Origin of the sequence: Paenibacillus anseongensis, assembly GCF_009757995.1 — a bacterium.
Classification (GTDB): Bacteria; Bacillota; Bacilli; order Paenibacillales; family NBRC-103111; genus Paenibacillus_E; species Paenibacillus_E chondroitinus.
In genome coordinates this window covers 1-18,485 of record NZ_WSEM01000018.1, presented here as the reverse complement: position 1 = coordinate 18,485, position 18,485 = coordinate 1, and the positions used below count along the sequence as shown (strand labels likewise).

General features: G+C 51.6%; 16 protein-coding genes. 13 read left to right on the top strand and 3 right to left on the bottom strand.

All coding sequences use genetic code 11. The features are described 5' to 3' along the window. Positions 1–72 precede the first annotated feature (72 nt). From GON05_RS23220 to GON05_RS23210, 3 genes are all read left to right on the top strand, one after another. Entirely contained in the window at positions 73–1,908 is a 1,836-nt protein-coding gene (locus GON05_RS23220) for a helix-turn-helix domain-containing protein (RefSeq protein WP_157322360.1), read from the top strand. Positions 1,909–2,017: 109 nt separating this feature from the next. After that, a complete protein-coding gene (locus GON05_RS23215; protein ID WP_185157240.1) occupies positions 2,018–3,028 on the top strand; it encodes an ABC transporter substrate-binding protein in 1,011 nt (336 codons plus the stop codon). Between the two features lie 153 nt (positions 3,029–3,181). Then, entirely contained in the window at positions 3,182–4,675 is a 1,494-nt protein-coding gene (locus GON05_RS23210) for a glycoside hydrolase family 32 protein (protein ID WP_157322356.1), read from the top strand. Between the two features lie 301 nt (positions 4,676–4,976). Here the strand turns inward: GON05_RS23210 and GON05_RS23205 are convergent, their stop codons facing one another. Continuing rightward, the gene (locus GON05_RS23205; RefSeq protein ID WP_157322354.1) at positions 4,977–5,309 is read right to left on the bottom strand and encodes a hypothetical protein; all 333 of its coding nucleotides are present in this window, start codon (positions 5,307–5,309) and stop codon (positions 4,977–4,979) included. A gap of 131 nt (positions 5,310–5,440) precedes the next feature. Here GON05_RS23205 and GON05_RS23200 point away from each other — a divergent pair, with 131 nt between their 5' ends. Next, positions 5,441–6,310 (top strand): AraC family transcriptional regulator, encoded by an 870-nt coding sequence (locus GON05_RS23200; protein ID WP_157322352.1) that lies wholly within the window; start codon positions 5,441–5,443, stop codon positions 6,308–6,310. A gap of 164 nt (positions 6,311–6,474) precedes the next feature. Next, the gene (locus tag GON05_RS23195; protein ID WP_246239373.1) at positions 6,475–7,743 is read left to right on the top strand and encodes an FAD-dependent oxidoreductase; all 1,269 of its coding nucleotides are present in this window, start codon (positions 6,475–6,477) and stop codon (positions 7,741–7,743) included. A gap of 63 nt (positions 7,744–7,806) precedes the next feature. On the opposite strand, the gene GON05_RS23190 is transcribed toward GON05_RS23195, so the two are convergent. Continuing rightward, the gene (locus GON05_RS23190) at positions 7,807–8,499 is read right to left on the bottom strand and encodes a 3D domain-containing protein (RefSeq protein ID WP_246239371.1); all 693 of its coding nucleotides are present in this window, start codon (positions 8,497–8,499) and stop codon (positions 7,807–7,809) included. 224 nt (positions 8,500–8,723) lie between these two features. Between GON05_RS23190 and rpoN the strand changes: the two genes are divergently transcribed. After that, positions 8,724–10,028, top strand: a complete 1,305-nt coding sequence (rpoN, locus tag GON05_RS23185; protein WP_157322347.1) for an RNA polymerase factor sigma-54 — start codon at positions 8,724–8,726, stop codon at positions 10,026–10,028. Positions 10,029–10,041: 13 nt separating this feature from the next. Here rpoN and ablB read toward each other — a convergent pair whose 3' ends face one another. Continuing rightward, positions 10,042–10,917, bottom strand: a complete 876-nt coding sequence (gene ablB / locus GON05_RS23180; RefSeq protein WP_246239369.1) for a putative beta-lysine N-acetyltransferase — start codon at positions 10,915–10,917, stop codon at positions 10,042–10,044. A gap of 165 nt (positions 10,918–11,082) precedes the next feature. On the opposite strand from ablB, the gene GON05_RS23175 reads away from it, so the two are divergent. The 7 genes from GON05_RS23175 to GON05_RS23145 are packed head-to-tail and all read left to right on the top strand — an operon-like array spanning position 11,083 to position 18,189. After that, positions 11,083–11,346, top strand: coding sequence for a YokU family protein (locus GON05_RS23175; RefSeq protein ID WP_127458613.1), 264 nt, complete (start codon positions 11,083–11,085; stop codon positions 11,344–11,346). Between the two features lie 42 nt (positions 11,347–11,388). After that, positions 11,389–12,750: an aspartate aminotransferase family protein gene (locus tag GON05_RS23170; protein WP_157322345.1), complete on the top strand. Its 1,362-nt coding sequence runs from the start codon at positions 11,389–11,391 to the stop codon at positions 12,748–12,750. Further along, on the top strand, positions 12,737–13,447 hold the full coding sequence (locus GON05_RS23165; protein WP_157322343.1) for a CoA transferase subunit A: 711 nt from the start codon (positions 12,737–12,739) through the stop codon (positions 13,445–13,447). The genes GON05_RS23170 and GON05_RS23165 overlap by 14 nt, the downstream gene beginning before the upstream one ends. Further along, complete coding sequence (locus GON05_RS23160) at positions 13,414–14,076, top strand: 3-oxoacid CoA-transferase subunit B (RefSeq protein WP_157322342.1); 663 nt, start codon at positions 13,414–13,416, stop codon at positions 14,074–14,076. Before GON05_RS23165 ends, GON05_RS23160 begins: the two co-directional genes overlap by 34 nt. Positions 14,077–14,127: 51 nt before the next feature. Then, positions 14,128–15,396 (top strand): peptidase, encoded by a 1,269-nt coding sequence (locus GON05_RS23155; RefSeq protein ID WP_157322384.1) that lies wholly within the window; start codon positions 14,128–14,130, stop codon positions 15,394–15,396. Positions 15,397–15,399: 3 nt separating this feature from the next. After that, positions 15,400–16,755 (top strand): 4-aminobutyrate--2-oxoglutarate transaminase, encoded by a 1,356-nt coding sequence (gene gabT / locus GON05_RS23150; RefSeq protein WP_157322341.1) that lies wholly within the window; start codon positions 15,400–15,402, stop codon positions 16,753–16,755. 15 nt (positions 16,756–16,770) lie between these two features. Further along, positions 16,771–18,189, top strand: coding sequence for an aldehyde dehydrogenase family protein (locus GON05_RS23145; RefSeq protein ID WP_157322340.1), 1,419 nt, complete (start codon positions 16,771–16,773; stop codon positions 18,187–18,189). The last annotated feature ends 296 nt before the right edge of the window (positions 18,190–18,485 follow it).

Below are 18,485 nucleotides of genomic sequence, written 5' to 3'. Positions count from 1 at the left end.
GAATTGTCGAATGTATTTTATAATAAAAGAAAGTACCCAACATAGTCACCAAATTAAGGCGGTGGACGCTTCATGTTTCTAAAGAAAAGCCAGTTCACGAGAAATGGCAAGCCCTATACGTATTATAAAATCGTCAGCACCTACAAAGATGAGGCCGGCCGTAACCGGCACAAAGTGGTCAAGCATTTGGGCAAGCTTTCTGACGAAGAAGCCGAGAATGTCCGGCAGGTCTTGAAGGAGCAAGGGAAGCTCCAGGTTGAAAAGACGGAAGCTCTCGAAAGCGAGGCTGTGAGAATAGCCTCCGTACCGCAGGAGACTCCGCTTTTCGTCGTGTTGGACGCGCAGCTTTTGACTTACGAGCCTTATGCTCAAAAGGAATGGAACGTAACGGATGTTGATATGCTCCTCATTGTTCAGGAGGGGACAGGCGAGCTGTTCATGAACGGCAGGAAAGTGGCGCTGCATTATGGATTGGTCATCTATGCACCCTCCGGCAGCGGCATGCATGTGGTAAATACGAGCAGCCGTGATCTTCATCTCGATCGGATTGCTTTTGAGGTGCTGAAGAAAGCCGAGGGGCCTGCGGAGCGAGGCGCGTACCGGCAAGGTAAGATGCCCGGCATCTTCCAAGAGCCGATTCAACTGCAAACCCCTTATCGCGTGTTAAAACTGACCAAAGAGCTCGATGCCGTACAGCTGAGCGGAGAACCGCAGGAGATGTTTCGGAGGCAGCTGCTGTTTTATACAATCATGGATATGATTTGCCGGAATATCGGGGAAGAGCGGCCCACAGAAACGGGGAACGTTATTGAGCATGCCGTAGCGCTCATTCATCAACATTACCGCAACGATTTGACGCGTGACCAGTTAGCGGAGCAGCTAGGGGTGAGTCCGGAGCATTTCTCGAGATTATTCAAAAAGGAGAAGGGGATGAGCTTCATCGACTACCTGCTCCATCTGCGCATTGAGAAATCGCGTGAGCTGCTCTTGCTTTCCAAATCGAACGTACATGAGGTAGCCCAGGAGGTGGGCTTTCAGAGTCAGTATTATTTTAGCCGAAAATTCAAGCAGCTGGTTGGGGTATCGCCGAGCTCCTATGTGCATCAGCCCAAGAAATATGTCTCGCTGAACTCCTGCATGACTTCGAGTCTGCTGAAGCTTGGCGTAGTTCCGCGTATTGGTGTTCTGGATCCGTGGATGCCGGCTCATTATCAAAGCTTGCTTAGTCAAGCCGAATTTAAGCTGATTGATGGCTTGGACGAGCATAGCACACTGGCTTTGGGCGAGCTGCAGCCCGACCTGATTTTCTGCAATATTCATAAGCAGGATGTGAAAAAAGTACGTAAGCTGGGCCCAGTCGCTGTCGTTGATTTAGAGAAAATGGACTGGCGTGAGCAGCTGCGTTTTATCGCCGATGTGGTCGGCAAGCAGCAGGAGGCTGAGGCGTGGCTGCACGCTTTTGACAGTGAAATTGCTGAAGCTGGACGGAAGCTGGCACGCAGGGTGAACCCGCAGGACACTTTTGTCATCATGAAAGTAGTTTCGGGTAAAATCTATGTCTATGGCGACTTGCGAAGCATGGGCGGTCCGATGATTTACCAAGGTTTGCAGCTGCGCCCTCCCCGCATCGTGCAGGAGCAGATCATCAATCAGCAGATATTAAACCGTCTGGTTCCTCTTGAGAAGTTAAGCGAGTACGATGCTGATCATGTTTTTCTAATCAACTACGAGTCTAATTGGCTGGAAGCTGCTGAATCGTTTAAAAGGCACCCCAACTGGAAAAAATTCACCGCTGTGAGGAAAAATCAGGTGTACGAGGTAGACCGGGGGATCTTCTACGGTTTTGATCCTTTATCGCTGGAGCTCCAAATACAGGAAATTGTTGAACGTCTCTCATCACAATCGTAGGCAATTCTCGTCATGAATGTGTATGGACGGCCTCCCGGCCTGATTGATATGATCTAACTGAGAATAATTTTCATTATCAAAGGGAGAGGTCGATCCTATTATGTTAGCAATGAAACCATGGTTATCCGCAGGGGTGACTGCGATGTTGTTTATTTTGAGTGCATGCGGCAGTACGGCGGCGCCAACAGCAACGCCATCCGCATCAACGGGGGCAGCGCCATCCGCGTCTCCGGCAGCGGTGACTCAAGCATCTGCAGCTCCGGCAGCAGCGAAAACGCTCGTCGCCAAAACGACAAAAGGAGATGTCACGATCCCGGCAGAGCCCAAACGTGTCGTTGCCGCTTACTACCACGGCACATTGGCGGCGTTAGGCATGAATCCGATCGGCGCAAGTAAGGAGTGGTGGATGGGAAGCCCATTTTTGAAGGAGCAGGAGGCTAAAATGGAGGATATCGGTTCGCCTGCATCCGTAGAGAAGGTTGCTTCCATGAACCCGGATCTCATCGTGATCAACGGTTTCGCCGAAGAGAATTACAATAAGCTGTCCAAAATCGCTCCAACTGTCTTTATTCCTTATAATGCTTACAAAAATGTGAGAGAAGAAGTGAAACTGCTTGGCGATACCTTCGGTAGACAGAAGGAAGCGGAACAATGGCTCGCCAAGTATGAGCAGAAGGCCAAAGAAAGCCGTGAGAAAATCAAAGGTGCGGTGAAAGAAGGCGAAACAGCCGTTATCATCAATGTTCGGGAGAAAAAGATTTCCTTCCTTGGCGATAACTATGGCCGTGGCGGAGAAGTCATCTATAACATGCTGAAGCTGAAAGCGCCGGATTTTGTTCAGAAAGAAGCGATTGATAGCGGCAAGCAGCTTGTTGAATTTTCCATGGAGATGCTGCCTCAGTATGCGAATGTCGATCACATTTTTATCTGCATGAACGAAGGCACGACAGAAGCGCAGGTAAAAGAGATTCTTGAAAGCCCGATCTGGAAGACGCTTCCTGCCGTAAAAAATAACAAAGTCCATATGCTGGACTACAAAACATTCCTGCACTACGATCCAATCTCCATCCTGGGACAAGCGGATTTGATTACGGATATGCTGGTGAAGAGTGCAAAATAAAGAGTTTGCTTGGCAGCGACAGGCTGCGGCCGCCCTACCTTAATTGGATGGGGCGGTTTTTTGTTTTACACATAGAGGTTAGCTAGGGGGCGATGGAGAATTTGAAAGATGAAATGTTAGACATTTGGCACATGCGTGACAGGAGGAGAAAACATGGATCAGCAAGCGGTAGGGCGAAATAAGGCGCACGAGGAACGAGTAGAGCAAGCGAATGCATTTTTGAAGCAAAAGGTGGATGGGCTTGAGGAAGACAATTACAGGCTCAGCTATCATTTGATGCCTCCTGCAGGCTGGATGAATGATCCGAATGGCCTTATCTTTTATAAAGATGAGTACCATGCGTTTTATCAGCATTATCCGTATGAGGCCAAATGGGGACCCATGCACTGGGGACACGCCAAAAGTAAAGATTTAGTGAACTGGGAACATCTCCCGATTGCGTTAGCGCCTTCGGAAGTTTACGACACAGGAGAAAATAGCGGCCATGGCTGCTGGTCAGGCAGTGCAGTGGACGATAACGGTCATCTCACGTTAATTTATACAGGGCATGTTGACGGGCGCACCCCCGTGGAGGTGCAGTGTCTTGCAACTAGCACGGACGGATTGAACTTCCGAAAAGAGGCTGGCAACCCGGTCATTGCGGGGGCTCCGGAAGAAGGCGGTCTCGGGTTCCGGGACCCGAAGGTGTGGCGGCATGCAGGGGCATGGTACATGGTGGTCGGATATGGGAAAGACGGCTTGGGTAAAGTGCAATTGTATACGTCTGAGAATTTACGGGAGTGGCGTCACCTCGGAGTAGCTGCGGAGAGCGACGGAACGATGGGGGATATGTGGGAATGTCCGGATCTCTTTCCGTTAGGGAGCGAGGACGATCATGTACTCATCATTTCCCCGATGAATATGGGAACGACAAAGACGATGTACCTAACCGGTAAATTGAACTATGAGACCGGTCAATTCAGCTATGGCTATAAGGAGAGGCTGGATTACGGGTTTGACTTCTACGCTCCGCAGACGTTCATGGACGGGCAGGGCCGACGCATCCTGCAAGGCTGGATGAACATTTGGGGTGCCAAAATGCCCGAGCAGGAGCGGGGCTGGATGGGTGCCTTTACCTTGCCGCGCGAGTTGAAGCTTAACGCGGATGGTACGCTGCGGATGGAACCCGTGGCGGAATTGCAGGCTTTGCGCGGGGCTTATCAGCGCGTGAATGGTCTGACTATAGGCGCTGATAAGGAGTTGGCACTGCCAGGGGTTCATGGCGATACGCTTGAGTTAATCGCCGTTTTTGATGTGGCCAAAGCCGGTGGCGCAGCGGAATTCGGCTTGCTGCTTCGCTGTTCCGAGGATGGTTCCGAGTATACGAAGGTGTCTTATTCAGCCGCTGAGCGCAAGCTCAGCGTGGATCGCACGCACTCCGGCGCAGGCGAAGCTGGCGTGAGCGAAGCTCCGTTAGCGCCGATGGCGGACGGCCGCGTGAAGCTGCATCTGTTCCTCGACCGCTCGTCGGTCGAGCTTTTCGCCAATGACGGAGTGAAAACCGTCACGAACCGTATTTACCCTGCGGCGGCTAGCGTGGGTATCAAGCTGTTTGCCGAGAAGGGCGAAGCTCATCTCGAGAGCTTGGATGTTTGGGTGTTGGGTTAGGTTAGGTTAGGTTAGGTTAGGTTTGGTTTGAGCTCCTTGCTCCTCTCTTTTTGGCATAGGGAAGGGTTAGCGGAACTACAGGGCTCTATTCGCGCTGAAAGTGGAGATTGGATCACTGAGAGGGAACTGCAGGGCGTTAATTGGTGAGATACTAGCTGAAAATCGAGCAGATAGTCTAAATAAGATCCTGTAGTTCTCTTGGAACGCGGAATTACACGGATTCTGCGCAAATAGCAGACTCTAGCTCCCTTAACACAAAAACCAGCAAACCCGAGGCAAGGGCTGCTGGTTTTTGAGCATTTTAGCCTCGTATACGCATCGCCTGATAAGCATTCCGGGTAACGCACTGTGTAAGCCAATCCAAATCCAAACCTTGTTGAGCCGCATAAGGGAGGAAATTGGTCAGCAGGTGGTGATAAGGCCGAAGATTGCCGCCTTTCTCCTCGCCGACTGTGTACCAGCCAGCCTCCTTCAACTGCAGCAGGAGCGGCAAGATGGAGGCCACAACCTCATCGCGGTCGTAATCGTTCGGAGTTAACTTGCCATCTTCGACAAATCCAACAAGAACATGCTCGTGGACGAGAATGGTACCAGCTTCTTTTTCGTGGATAAGCCCTTTTACGGTTTGCAGCATACTATCGATGTCCCCCTTGATCGTCGATTTTACTCTACTTTAGTCTATCGTGGACCGATTGGAGTAGGCAACACCCTGTTATTCTTTTACAATAGAATCATCAGGAAAACTGTGAAGAACGGAGAATTCGCATGTCCGCCGAATCGATTTTAAATCAAGAGCTGCAGCCGTACATTCGTTATGCGGACCTGTTGCATTTTCAACAATGGAAAACGCCGCCAAGGATCATCACCGACTACATGCTGCTTTACGTACAGGAAGGGTCTTTTCGCCTTCAAGCAGAAGGGGTGCTCTATGAGGTGAATCAGGGGCAGTTCGTCTTCGTGCAGCCGGGCATTGTGCATCAGATGGAATCTGAAGCGCCGCTCAGTCTGATGTCATTACACATGGAGCTGTTCCCCTCCTTAGTCGATGCTCGTCCGGAAATGATTGTGCCGATCGATCACGCTTTTAACCCGGAGACAGTACCTCTGCAGCCAAGTCTGAAAACATTTGCGGATATCTCCATCCCTTATCTATTGAAACTTTCGAGGCACGAATGGATGTTGGACACTCTGCAGCAAGCAATTGCGCATTGGGGCCGCAAAAACGCAATCGACCTTCTTCAAGCACAAGTCCACGCCACAGAGATTGTTCTGGAATTGTTAAAAGAATACACAACCCGTGATACGTCCGAGCATAGCCGCTCTACCTCGCTTAGTTGGGTGCCGCCCTATATGCAGTACCGGTTGTCGGAACCGCTGACTGTGGAGGAAATGGCACATAAGGCGCTCATGTCCCGCTCTTATTTTTCCTTGCATTTTCGCTCGCAATTCGGAGTGGCCCCTCATCAATTTCTGCTCAAGCTGCGTCTTGATTATGCGACCGACCTGCTTCGCGGCACGGATCTGCCGCTTCAAGATATTGCGGACAGCTGCGGATTTTCGAGCGTTCACCATTTTTCCAAGATGTATAAGCTTCGCTTCGGATACCCGCCAAGTCAAATTAGACGCCATTCATAAAAAAGACGTTTTGATACATTTACTATGCATTTTGACAAAGCCAGACGGTTCAGCGCTCCCTATAATGAAGTCATAGTGCCGCGGCAGGTTGCGGATTTTGGCATGGCAGAATGCAAGAAGCTTTTTGAAGCATGGGCCAAAATAGAAGGGAGCGAAGGCGTAAGATGAGTGACAAACGGACGTATGATTTTCAAAGACAGATAGAGACTTATGATCGCGCTGATATTGTCGTTATCGGAGGAGGACCTGCGGGAACAGCGGCTGCGATTTCGGCGGCAAGAAGAGGCAAGAAAGTCATTTTGCTTGAAAAATCAGGGCAGCTTGGCGGTATGGGCACCTTGGGGAATGTGAGTATTTTTATGCCGATTGGGAACGTGACGGGGATTTACCGTGAGATGATCGCAGATGTGCTAGCCGAATATTTGCCGGAGCATCATGATACGTCCATTGCCCCGCAATATTCACCTTTTGAGCTTAGGCATTATTTAAATGAGAAAATGAAAAAGGAAGGCGTAGAGGTCATCTACCATACCGAATTCGTTGGGGCGGTCAAGGACGGAACTCGCTTGGAAGCTGTAATTGCGTCTACACGCGAAGGATTGAAAGCTTTTGAGGCTAAGCAATTCATAGACTGCACCGGGGATGCCAGAGTCGCTTTGGATGCCGGGGTGCTTCATACGTCGGGAAGAGATGGAGATGGGCTGACTCAGCCGATGACGCTGATGTTTATGATGCAGAACACAGGCAAGACCGTAACCCCAATTCTGCCGGAAGGCTGCTATTATTATGAAAAGGTATCCGATCTGCCGCAGGGTCGCCATCTTTACTGGGAACGCAACAAGGACGGTCAGCTCTTGGTGAACATGACGCGGGTCAAAGGCAACGGCGCGAACATCAAGGACATCAACTACGCGGAAACGGAGGCGCTGAGACAGGTATTTTCCATCGTGCATTATTTGCAGCGGAATGGTTTTGAGACCTATGCGCTTTCCCACGTGGCCAATCAGGTTGGCGTGCGGGAAACGAACCAGATTCAGGGGTTGTACACACTGACGGAGCAGGATGTGGTGGAGGGTCGCCGTTTCCAAGACGTAGTCGCCCAGACGAATTACGAGATCGACATCCACAGTCCTGATGGCAAAAAGACCACCGACGAGCGTAAAGTCAGCGGCTACGATATTCCATATCGCTGCATGGTGCCCGAAGAGGTGGACAATCTGCTTGTCGCCGGCCGTTCCATATCCGCAACGCATGTCGCGATGTCGTCCATGCGTGTGCAGCCTACTTGCTACGCGTTGGGGCAAGCCGCGGGAATTGCTGCTTCCATCGCTTTGGATGAAACATGCGTGATTCGCGACGTATCCATCGACGCGCTGCATGAGGGACTGCGTGAGATGAACGTTGTATTTCATAAGCTTGCATCATACTCGTAGACAAACATAAAAACCCTGACGGATTAAGCTCCGTCGGGGTTTATTGCTAGCCTTTCCAGCAAACTAGATATTCTCCCGGTTCAGCACATAAACTTTCACGTTTTTCTTCACGCCGAACTCCTGCGCCTGACTCAAATCGTTCATGAACACATCAATTCTCGAACCGCGAATCGCCGAGCCGATATCTTCGGCTTTGCGAATGCCGATCCCCTCAATGAATACGGTGGAGCCTAGTGGAATGACGGCTGGATCGACGGCGATCGTCCGTCCCTCTTTGGCTTTTAACCCGCTGAAGGTAATGCCGTACATGGGATGGGAAGCCTTTTTACCGGTCGATTCGAAACCTGCTGTATAGGCTGTCAATGTGGTGTTGATTACTTTTTTAATGATTTTCGGTTGTGTTTTCGTGACAGCCCCTGTTCCACTTGAAGGAACATTCAGGGTTTGTCCAATGGTCAATCCGCGTGGATCACTAATTCCGTTGGCTGCCATCAAATCGTTCACATCCACTTCAAAGTCACGAGCGATTTTGAACAAGGTATCTCCCCGGTTAACCTGATACTGCGTTGTTGGCGGCACGGTAGCGGTGGTAGTGGTTTCAGGTTCAACGGCAGATGAGGTATTTGCTACAAGACTGTAAGATTGCGGTAGCTCCGTGAACTCGTCGCTGCTTGGATAGGAGTAGGCTTTACCAGTAAGCCATAAACTTACTAACAAAGGAATTGTCAGAGTCGTAAACAAAATTCTTAGAAACATCATAGCTCCTCCTCAAAAAAAGTTAATAGAGTTATAGCTACTAGACTCGTCAAATTTATATTTTTCTATACGTAATCTATGAAAATTTACTAGATTAGAACCCGCAAAAGGTCCTTTTACGGGCTTTTTTGCTGTTTACAGACAGATTGGCAAACGTTCGTCCTCACGTGAATACACTATAGCAACAACCTAAAGGAATGATGTTCATGCGCCCAGGATATGGAATGTTTCAACAACAGTCGGCGAAAATGCGGCTCACGCCGCAGCTGCGCAAAGCCATATCGATTCTGCAGCTCTCGCTACCTGAATTGCTGGAGGTTGTTCAGCAGGAGATGCATGAGAATCCGGTATTGGAGTTCGCCTCCACTAATGAGCGGACAGTCGATACTCCCGCTCGTCCTACACGTACGAGGGATGGCGAAACTGCTTACGATCCGCTGCACCATGCAGTGTCGAATGAGGTGTCGCTGGAAAGGCATTTGAAGGAGCAATTATTCTTCATGAAAAAAGTGCCGCAAGCCGTGCGCCGCATTGTCATTTTTATGATTGGAAATGTGGATGGCAATGGCTATCTGACCTCTTCTATAAGTGAAATTTCGGATGTTTTGAAAATGGAGCCTGAGCTGGTGGAGCAAGCTCTTACGATTCTGCAAAGCTTTGAGCCTGCCGGTGTGGGGGCGAGAAATTTGCGCGAGTGCCTGCTTTTGCAGGTAAAGTCTTTGGCGGAAAGCTTTCCGCTCGTCGCCATACTCATTCGCAATCATTTGAAGGATGTTGCCGATTATCACATTCATAAACTATCGCAGCATCTGCAAGCTTCGCCGCAAGAAATTCAGGCAGCCGTGGCCGTCATCAAAGGCCTGAATCCCAGGCCAGGTGCTGCCTTTCAGACGGAAGCCATTCACTATATCCTACCGGAGGTGATCATTGAAAAGTCAGGCGACAGGCTTGTCGTGTTTACTCATCAGGCAGCGCTGCCCCGTCTATCGATGAATGGTTATTATGAGCGACTTGTGAAGGAGGGAAGAGATGCGAACGAAGCCGCTCGCTTTCTAACCGGCAAGTTCCAATCGGCGATGTTTTTCTTAAGGTGCCTGGAGCAGCGCCGAAAGACGATTTTTCGTGTGGCTCAAGCCATCGCCGAGGAACAAAGCGAGTTTTTTTGGAAGGGGACGGCCAATCTCAAGCCGATGACCTTGAAACACATTGCCGATAAGCTCGGCATGCATGAATCGACAGTCAGCCGCGCAACGGCCGGCAAATATGCTCAAACGCCTTGGGGCATCTTCGAGCTCAAGCACTTTTTTCCGTCAGGCTTGCCCAAAGACTGCGGAGAGTCAGCGTCCTCCGAGCGTGTCAAAGCCAGATTAAAAGAATGGATTCGTGGCGAGAACCCGGCTAAGCCATACTCGGATCAGAAGCTGACCGTGCTGCTGAAGCAGGAAGGCATCCAGATCTCTCGCCGCACAGTGACGAAATATCGGGAGGAGCTAGGCATTTCTTCTTCCTTGAGAAGGAAACGCATATAGTTAACCTAAAGGGTTATGGCCTGATTAAGGTTTTGGCCCATAAATTCATATCCTCATATTTATCGTAGATATCGCAGTTTTTCGTCAGCCTGCCGTAATACCCATAGCCCATTTGATGGAAAACGGCATTCATGCCGAAGGAAAGCGCTCTGGACAACGAGTAGGTGCAGGTAATCTGGCGAGCGATCAATTCATCCTCCAAAGCATGCATCAAGAGCCTCATGAGCCCTTTGTTGCGGAAGGCAGGCAGTGTGGCGCAATCGGTCATTTCCGCATTGGCATATGTCACATTGATTTCAGCGGAAGCGGCGCTAATCAGCTCATTTTGCGATTCGACGAGATAATAAATCGTCCCCTCCTGCATCGTTTTTGCAACATAAAGCGGATCGTTCATGGGTGTTGGGTAGGTCTGGAAAATCTGGCTGTACAACTGCGACAGCTGCTCCGCATCCTTGGGCAAGGCTAAACGCAGGGTAAAAGGTTCCGGTATGACGGGCCTTACTGGTTTGCGAGAAAGCGCTAGCACTTGTTGCAAAATGCAATCCTCTTCCATCCAATAATCGCTGCTCCGCCGCCCCAAATCGTAATAAAACGCCATACAGTAAGCGTCCATGCCATGAAAATATCCTTTATAAATGCCCTCCAGCATGCAGCCTTTTCCTAAGAAGCTCTGCCAATCCTGCTCTCGCGATTTGATAAAAACCTTGGTCAGCGCATGGCTTTTGGCAACGTCGGCTATTCGTTCGTAGATGGCGTCGACATTGCCTTGATAGTCGTCTACCCGCAATCTTTTGTTCATGAAATCGAGGTAAAAGCTTACCGTATAATCACTGCCGCTCTCAACTTCCAAACGGGATGTTGGCCGATCATTTGGCATTTGATTAGGCATCTGGCAGTCCCCTCCTTCTTCTTACCATGGTTATATGCTTCGATCCGTTAGATTAGCCTTGCAATAATTGGGGTTGTCGGTCCAAAGTTGGCATGCATTTTGCTTCGTTATTAGGCAGTAGCAGCAGTAACGCAAACCATATCTCATGAAGGAGGTTGAGCGCTTATGCAGTGCATGTGGTGTGAAACGGAAGATGTCCGTGAAGGGGTAAAAGATTGCTATTGGATCATGCCGGACGGGAGGATGGCTGTACAGATTTTGAACGTTCCCGCGATCGAGTGCGCGAACTGCCGAACGTATGTGCTGGAAGGCACTGCCCAGCAGATCGAAGAGATGCTGTATTGGCATGATGTTTCTGCGCTCGGAAGCTCCTTTCACTATGAAGATCTGATGAAAGCTCCTCGGGTCAAAAATATGTTTCTGAAATAAAAAGCAACAACGATAGTGATGGCTGATTAGCGGGGGTGCCTTATGGGGCGGGAGCATTTAATCAAGCCGGTTCTGGATCATCCTTATCCCACGATTCAATATGGCAAAGGGGTGTTCCTCTACGATGAGCAGGGCAAGGCGTATCTGGACGCATCATCAGGAGCTGTGACGGCCGGCATCGGGCACGGTGTGCAAGACATTATCGATGCCATGATGGAGCAGGCGAGTAAGGTATCTTTTGTATACCGTTCACAGTTCACAAGTGAACCGGCGGAGAAACTCGCGGAGAAGCTGAGCGATTTGGCGCCAGGGGGCGACTATTGGTCCTTCTTCGTGAACAGCGGCTCAGAAGCGACGGAAACGGCGATGAAGATTGCCATTCAGCACTGGCAAGAGAAGGGCCGATTCGGGAAAAACAAAGTGATATCCCGCAGGATGAGCTATCACGGCATTACCATGGGCGCGCTTTCGATGTCCGGCCACATACTTAGACGAAGGCGGTTTATACCGCTCTTAGAGGATTTCCCGGTGGTTGCTCCTGCTTATTGCTACCGATGTCCATTGAACGAAGCTTCCTGCAAGCTGGCGTGCGCAGGCGACTTGGAAACAGCGATTAAACGAATCGGCGCCGAGCATATCGCCGCCTTCATTGCGGAGCCGATCGTAGGGGCTGCCGGAGGGGCGATTGTGCCGCCTACGGGTTATTTTAAAAAAATCAAAGAGATTTGTGAGCGCTATGAGATCTTATTTATCGCCGACGAGGTGATGACCGGCATTGCTCGTACGGGTGAAATGTTTGGCATGCAGCATGAAGGCGTAGAGCCCGATCTGATCGCGCTGGGGAAAGGCTTGAGCGCCGGTTATACACCGATGGCTGCAACGCTGGTTAAAGATCATGTGATGGCGCCTATTTTGCAAGGCTCCAAGAGCATAATGGCCGGCCATACGTACAGTGCCAACCCACAGTCGGCCGCCATTTCACTAGCGGTGCTGGACTACGCCCTGAAGCATCAACTAGCACAGTCAGCTCGAAGCATGGGAGCATACCTGCTAGATAAGCTGCGTCAAATGGCGGAAGGCATCGAGATTATTGGCGATGTCAGGGGGAGAGGTCTTCTTCTGGCTCTAGAGTTCGTGCAGGATCGAGACGATAAAACGATGTTTCCACCTGCGGCGGGCATCACAACTCGAATCATAGATAAAGCCTTTCAGAAAGGCTTGCTCGTTTATCCCGCAGCCGGCGCAGTGGATGGGTCCGGGGACGCCATTATTGTGGCGCCGCCTCTGGTCATAACGGAAGCGGAAGCCGATCAACTCGTAGAGCTTTTGGAGGAAGCGATTCGGGAAGTTGCGGATGAGTTGTCCAGGGAGTCGGCGGGAGGTGGCAAAGATGGAGAAATCTGAGCTGAGCAAAGTGAAAAGCTTGGAAGAAGCGCTTCATGCGATTAACGACGGATGTACGCTGATGTACGGCGGGTTTGGCGGTATCGGCACACCACCGACACTGATTGATGGCATTTTAAGCAAAGGGGTCAAAGACTTAACGATTATCGGCAACGATACCGGGTTCCCTCATATCGGAATTGGCCGTTTAGTAACCGCTGGACGGGTGAAAAAGGTGATAGCTTCCCATATCGGCTCCAATCCTAACGCTGGTCAAATGATGGAAGATGGCACCATGGAGGTCGTTTTTTACCCGCAAGGTACGCTGGCGGAGAAGATCCGGGCAGGCGGCGTCGGCCTCGGAGGCATACTGGTGGACGTCGGCGTCGGGACGATGATGGGAGAAGGCAGGGAGACGGTTTCGATCGACGAGCGAACGTATTTGGTGGAGCCGGCTTTGACCGCCGATGTGGCGATTGTTCATGCTTTGAAGGCGGACCCCTACGGCAATCTTGTCTACGATAAAAGCGGCAGAAATTATAATCCGCTCGTGGCGATGGCTGGGACATTTACCATTGCCGAGGTGGATGAAATTGTGCCTCTTGGCGCGCTGGACCCTGAAAGCATTGTTACACCGGGCATTTTCATCGACATGGTCATCCTTAGCAGAGGAGTGAATTGGCAATGGGTATGGGAAAAGAAAACCGTGACCGAATAGCGAAACGGGCCGCTCAGGAATTAAAGAACGGCATGGCCGTCAATTTAGGTATTGGCATCCCGACCCAAGTTGCGGACTATGTGCCCGAGGGTGTGCAGATCGTTTTTCATGCGGAAAACGGCATCTTGTATGCAGGAGGAGCCCCGAACCCGGGGGAGGAAGATGCGTTTCTCTGCAACGCGGGCGGGTATCCGGTCACGATTGTCGACGGAGCCTCCTATTGCGACAGTTCCATTGCTTTTGCCATGATTCGCAGGGGCTGCATTGATGTTACGATCCTTGGGGCACTGGAGGTTAGCGAACGCGGTGATTTGGCGAATTGGATCGTGCCTGGGAAGCGGGTGGCCGGCATTGGCGGGGCGATGGAGCTTGCGCAGAAAGCGAAAAAAGTCATCGTGCTCATGAACCATGTCAATCGGCAGGGAGAGTCCAAAGTGAAAAAGCAGTGCGACTTGCCGCTGACGGCCAGGGCTTGCGTGAAGCTGATAATTACGGAAATGGCCGTGATGGAAGTGGTGGAAAATGGCTTGCTTTTGAAGGAGATTATGTCTCCTTATACCGTTGATGACGTCGTTCGCCATACTGAAGTTGCTTTGATCATTCCTGAGCAGATTACCTATATCCCGTAATGGATAGCGAACCAAAAGGAGGAGATTCCATTGCCGAATCCGAAGGCTGAACTGCCGGAGCGAATTCATGAGTGGATCACGCTTCATCGTGACGCAGGGACTGCACTGCTGCAGCAAATGGTCCGAATTGCAAGCATACAGGGCAACGAGAAGGAGGTTCAACTGCTCGTTGCCGATCAACTGCGGGGCATGAGAATGGATGTGGATATGTGGGAGCCGGACGGAGAGGAGCTTGCGGATCATCCGTATTTTTGTTCGCCACGGAGCCGTTTTGCAGGCAGTCCCAATGTTGTGGGGGTTATGAAGGGAACAGGAGGCGGACGTTCCATCCTGCTGAACGGCCACGTAGATGTTGTGCCGGAAGGCCAGCGGAATCAGTGGAAGCACGATCCTTACAGCGGCGAAGTGGTTGACGGCAAGCTGTTTGGACGTGGATCGACGGATATGAAAGGCGGCAATACAGCGCTTTTGCTTGCCCTCGGGGCTATTCAGGGATTGGGGCTGAAGTTGAAAGGCGACGTTATTTTTCAAAGTGTTGTGGAGGAAGAAAGCGGCGGAGCCGGGACGTTGGCGGCTATTCTGAGAGGTTACCGGGCCGATGCGGCTCTGATTCCGGAACCTACGAATTTCCGCATTTTTCCCAAACAGCAAGGCTCGATGTGGTTCCGCATTGAAGTCAAAGGGCGCTCGGCGCATGGCGGAACAAGGTATGAAGGCGTGAGCGCTATCGAGAAAAGCGTCAAGGTCATTCAACATATTCTGGAGCTTGAGAAGGAGAGGAATGCCCGGATCACAGATCCGCTCTATGCTAAAAACCCGATTCCGATTCCTATTAATCTGGGCGTTATTCAAGGCGGGAATTGGCCCTCTTCTGTTCCAGATACCGTAAAACTGGAGGGCCGTATGGGGGTTGCCCCTGAGGAGATGCTGCAAGATGCCAAGGAGGAAATGCTGAAGTGGTTGGAGCGATTACAGGAAGTTGACCTTTGGTTTGCCGAACATCCGCCAGAACTGGAGTGGTATGGGGCGCAATGGGTACCGGGCAGTGTTGACCCGGAGCATCCTCTGATGCATGTGCTTATGCAGCAGTTTCGCGCGGTTAAGCAGGAGGAGCCCGTCATCGAAGCATCGCCTTGGGGCACGGATGGCGGCTTGCTCACGCAACTGGGCGATACGCCTTGCATTGTTTTTGGCCCCGGGATCACGGAAGTGGCGCATTACCCGAACGAGCACATTGTGCTTGAGGATGTGTTTAAGGCTGCTGAGATTATCGCGCTAACCTTGATCGACTGGTGCGGTTTTGACAGAATGGAGGCATAGGGGATGGATGTGAAGGAGAGAAGGACCAAGTACATTGACATGAAGACCTCTCTGCCGGGACCGGAAGCTCAGAGGCTGCTGGAGCGGCGTATAGCGAGCATCCCACGGGGGCCGTTCAATACCGTACCTACTTTTGCTGCAAAAGGGGAAGGAGCCTTGCTCACGGATGTCGACGGGAATACCTTTATCGACTTGGCTGGAGCAATCGGCTCTTTAAATGTCGGCCACTGCCCGCCTCAAGTGGTGGAAGCTCTCAAGGCGCAGCTAGACAATTATTTGCATCCGTGCTTTCATGTGATGATGTATGAGCCCTATGTCGCTCTTGCTGAGAAATTAAACGAATTGACGCCAGGTGATCATGCGAAAAAAACGTTTTTTTTGAACAGCGGAGCGGAGGCTGTCGAAAATGCCGTGAAAATCGCACGCAAGTTTACGGGGCGTAAGGCTATTATTTCTTTTGAGCGCGGCTTTCACGGGAGAACTTACATGGCGATGTCGCTCACGAGTAAAGTGAAGCCTTATAAAAATGGCTTCGGCCCTTTTGCGCCCGACACCTATAAAATGCCTTATCCCTACTACTACCGTGCTCCTAACGGCATGTCTGCGGATGAACTCGATGCTTACATTTTGCAGAAGTTTGATGACTTTTTCTTGTCTGAGGTTCCGGGCGAGGACGTCGCTGCCGTGATTCTGGAGCCGGTTCAAGGCGAAGGGGGATTTGTCATCCCTTCCACGCGTTTCATTCAAGGCGTCAAAGCTATATGCGAGAAATATGGGATTTTGCTTATCGCCGATGAAGTGCAGACAGGTTTTGGACGGACGGGTAAAATGTTTGCGATGGAGCACCACGGTGTTGTACCGGATCTTATGACGATGTCCAAATCGATTGCAGCCGGTCTCCCGATTAGCGCCGTGACTGGCAGAGCGGAAATCATGGATGCCCCGGGGATTGGGGAAATCGGAGGCACGTATGGCGGCAGTCCGCTTGGTTGTGCAGCAGCGCTGCAAGTCATTGAGATGTTGGAGGCTGAGCGGCTGCTTGAACGGGCTGCCACGATCGGAACAGTCGTCATGGAGCGTTTTGGGCGTCTGCAACAGGAACTCAGCTTCATCGGGGATGTGCGCACATTGGGTGCCATGAGTGCTATAGAGATCGTGCAGAATCCCGTGAGTCGAGCGCCAGATAAGGAGTTGACGGCACGGATTTTGCAGGAAGCGCATCAGCATGGGGTCATCATAATGAGCGCAGGTATTTACGGAAATGTGATTCGTATCCTAAGCCCGCTAGTGATCACAGATGAACAGCTCGCTGAGAGCCTTGATGTGCTGGAGGCGGCGTTCAGGGCTTGCGGCGGTTAGAAAAGGGGAAACAGCATGAAAAAGCATTTATTCATTGAGGGCCGGTGGGTAGAAGCCGGCGAATATCGGCCCTTATTCTCGCCATACAGCGGCGAACAAATTGCCGAGATTGCCTACGCAGGAGCGGCCGAGGTGCAGCATGCACTGGAGGCGGCTGACCGTGCCAGACCTTTGATGGCGCGTATGCCGGCACATGAACGCGCCGCAATATTAGAGCGGCTCGCTGCCTTGATTCGCGATAATGCGGACGAGTGCGCTCGCATTATCGCGCTTGAAGCAGCGAAGCCGCTGAAGACGGCCAAGCTTGAAGTAGAGCGGACCATCGCAACGTACAAGTTCGCTGCTGAAGAGGCGAAGCGGATTCATGGCGAAACGATTCCGATGGACGCAGCGCCCGGCGGGGAGGATCGCGTGGCGTATACGATCCGCCAGCCGTTGGGGGTTGTTGCGGCGATAACACCGTTTAACTTCCCGATGAATTTGGTTGCGCATAAGGTGGGGCCTGCATTGGCTGCGGGCAACACGATCGTTTTGAAACCTGCGGGGCAAACGCCGCTGTCTGCGTTGTTTTTGGCTGAGCTTTTGCAGCAGGCGGGGCTTCCTGCAGGGGCGCTGAACGTAGTAACCGGCAGCGGGGGCGCCATCGGCGACATCCTGGTGACGGATCCAAGAGTGAAGGCGGTCACCTTCACGGGAAGCCCGGAGGTCGGGATTGCCATACGAAGTAAGGCAGGCCTGAAAAAAGTGATTTTAGAATTAGGCTCCAATTCTGCGCTTATTGTGGATCAAGGGACGGATGTAGACAGCATAATCGCTCGGGCTGTTACGGGGGCTTTCTCCTATGCAGGCCAAGTGTGCATTTCCATTCAACGGATTTACGTGCATGAGGGGCTGTTTGACGAATTTGTCGGGAAGTTCGTCAAGCAGACAGAGATTCTTCGATTAGGGGACCCGCTTGATCCCCAAACGGATGTGTCGGCTGTCATCGCTCCGCGCGACGCTTTGCGGGCGTTGGAATGGATCGCAGACGCCGAGTGCGCCGGCGCTGTTGTTGCAACCGGCAACAAGAAGGAGGGGAATGTCGTACATCCGACAGTCCTGCTTCATGTTGGTGCGGCGAGCAGCATTTCCTGCCGGGAGGCGTTTGCTCCTGTCGTGATGATCAATAAGATTGCCTCCGTCGAGGAGGGGATCGCGCTTGTGAACGACTCCCGGTACGGCCTGCAAGCGGGCATCTACACGCAAAATATCCGTACAGCGTTCGCCGCTGCCGAAGCGTTGGAGGTGGGGGGCGTCATGATTAATGACATCCCCACCTTCCGCGTGGACCACATGCCGTACGGCGGCGTCAAGGAGAGCGGCACAGGACGTGAAGGCGTGAAATACGCCGTTGAGGAGCTGACGGAGCTGAAGCTGGTCTGTTTTAAAAAGTAGACGGTGGCTGCTTCGCTGGCCTGTCCGTTTTATACATGTTGAAGGGGAGCCCCCGAGGGCATCCCCTTCTTTGTTTATTCTGGCGCAGTGTAGCAACTTTTGCGCATGCAGGGGAACTACAGGGCGTTATTCGAGCGCGATCCGCCGAATTCGGGACCTGAGAGGAACTATAGGCCTTTATTTGTCCACAAATGCCTGCATTTGAGCCGGCAATGCCAAAATAGCGTCCCGTAGTTCCCTCCCTCTGTATTAACGTTTTTCTTACATATACTCGCTCATTCGTAGGATTACATCAT

What these genes read in the sequence shown, in the direction of transcription:
- rpoN (WP_157322347.1), top strand. Translation starts at nt 8,724, where the DNA reads ATGTTTCAACAACAGTCGGCGAAAATGCGGCTCACGCCGCAGCTGCGC.
- GON05_RS23190 (WP_246239371.1), bottom strand. Translation starts at nt 8,499, where the DNA reads ATGTTTCTAAGAATTTTGTTTACGACTCTGACAATTCCTTTGTTAGTA.
- GON05_RS23220 (WP_157322360.1), top strand. Translation starts at nt 73, where the DNA reads ATGTTTCTAAAGAAAAGCCAGTTCACGAGAAATGGCAAGCCCTATACG.
- GON05_RS23160 (WP_157322342.1), top strand. Translation starts at nt 13,414, where the DNA reads ATGGGTATGGGAAAAGAAAACCGTGACCGAATAGCGAAACGGGCCGCT.
- GON05_RS23175 (WP_127458613.1), top strand. Translation starts at nt 11,083, where the DNA reads ATGCAGTGCATGTGGTGTGAAACGGAAGATGTCCGTGAAGGGGTAAAA.
- GON05_RS23200 (WP_157322352.1), top strand. Translation starts at nt 5,441, where the DNA reads ATGTCCGCCGAATCGATTTTAAATCAAGAGCTGCAGCCGTACATTCGT.
- GON05_RS23205 (WP_157322354.1), bottom strand. Translation starts at nt 5,309, where the DNA reads ATGCTGCAAACCGTAAAAGGGCTTATCCACGAAAAAGAAGCTGGTACC.
- GON05_RS23165 (WP_157322343.1), top strand. Translation starts at nt 12,737, where the DNA reads ATGGAGAAATCTGAGCTGAGCAAAGTGAAAAGCTTGGAAGAAGCGCTT.
- GON05_RS23195 (WP_246239373.1), top strand. Translation starts at nt 6,475, where the DNA reads ATGAGTGACAAACGGACGTATGATTTTCAAAGACAGATAGAGACTTAT.
- ablB (WP_246239369.1), bottom strand. Translation starts at nt 10,917, where the DNA reads ATGCCTAATCAAATGCCAAATGATCGGCCAACATCCCGTTTGGAAGTT.
- GON05_RS23145 (WP_157322340.1), top strand. Translation starts at nt 16,771, where the DNA reads ATGAAAAAGCATTTATTCATTGAGGGCCGGTGGGTAGAAGCCGGCGAA.
- GON05_RS23210 (WP_157322356.1), top strand. Translation starts at nt 3,182, where the DNA reads ATGGATCAGCAAGCGGTAGGGCGAAATAAGGCGCACGAGGAACGAGTA.
- GON05_RS23170 (WP_157322345.1), top strand. Translation starts at nt 11,389, where the DNA reads ATGGGGCGGGAGCATTTAATCAAGCCGGTTCTGGATCATCCTTATCCC.
- GON05_RS23215 (WP_185157240.1), top strand. Translation starts at nt 2,018, where the DNA reads ATGAAACCATGGTTATCCGCAGGGGTGACTGCGATGTTGTTTATTTTG.
- gabT (WP_157322341.1), top strand. Translation starts at nt 15,400, where the DNA reads ATGGATGTGAAGGAGAGAAGGACCAAGTACATTGACATGAAGACCTCT.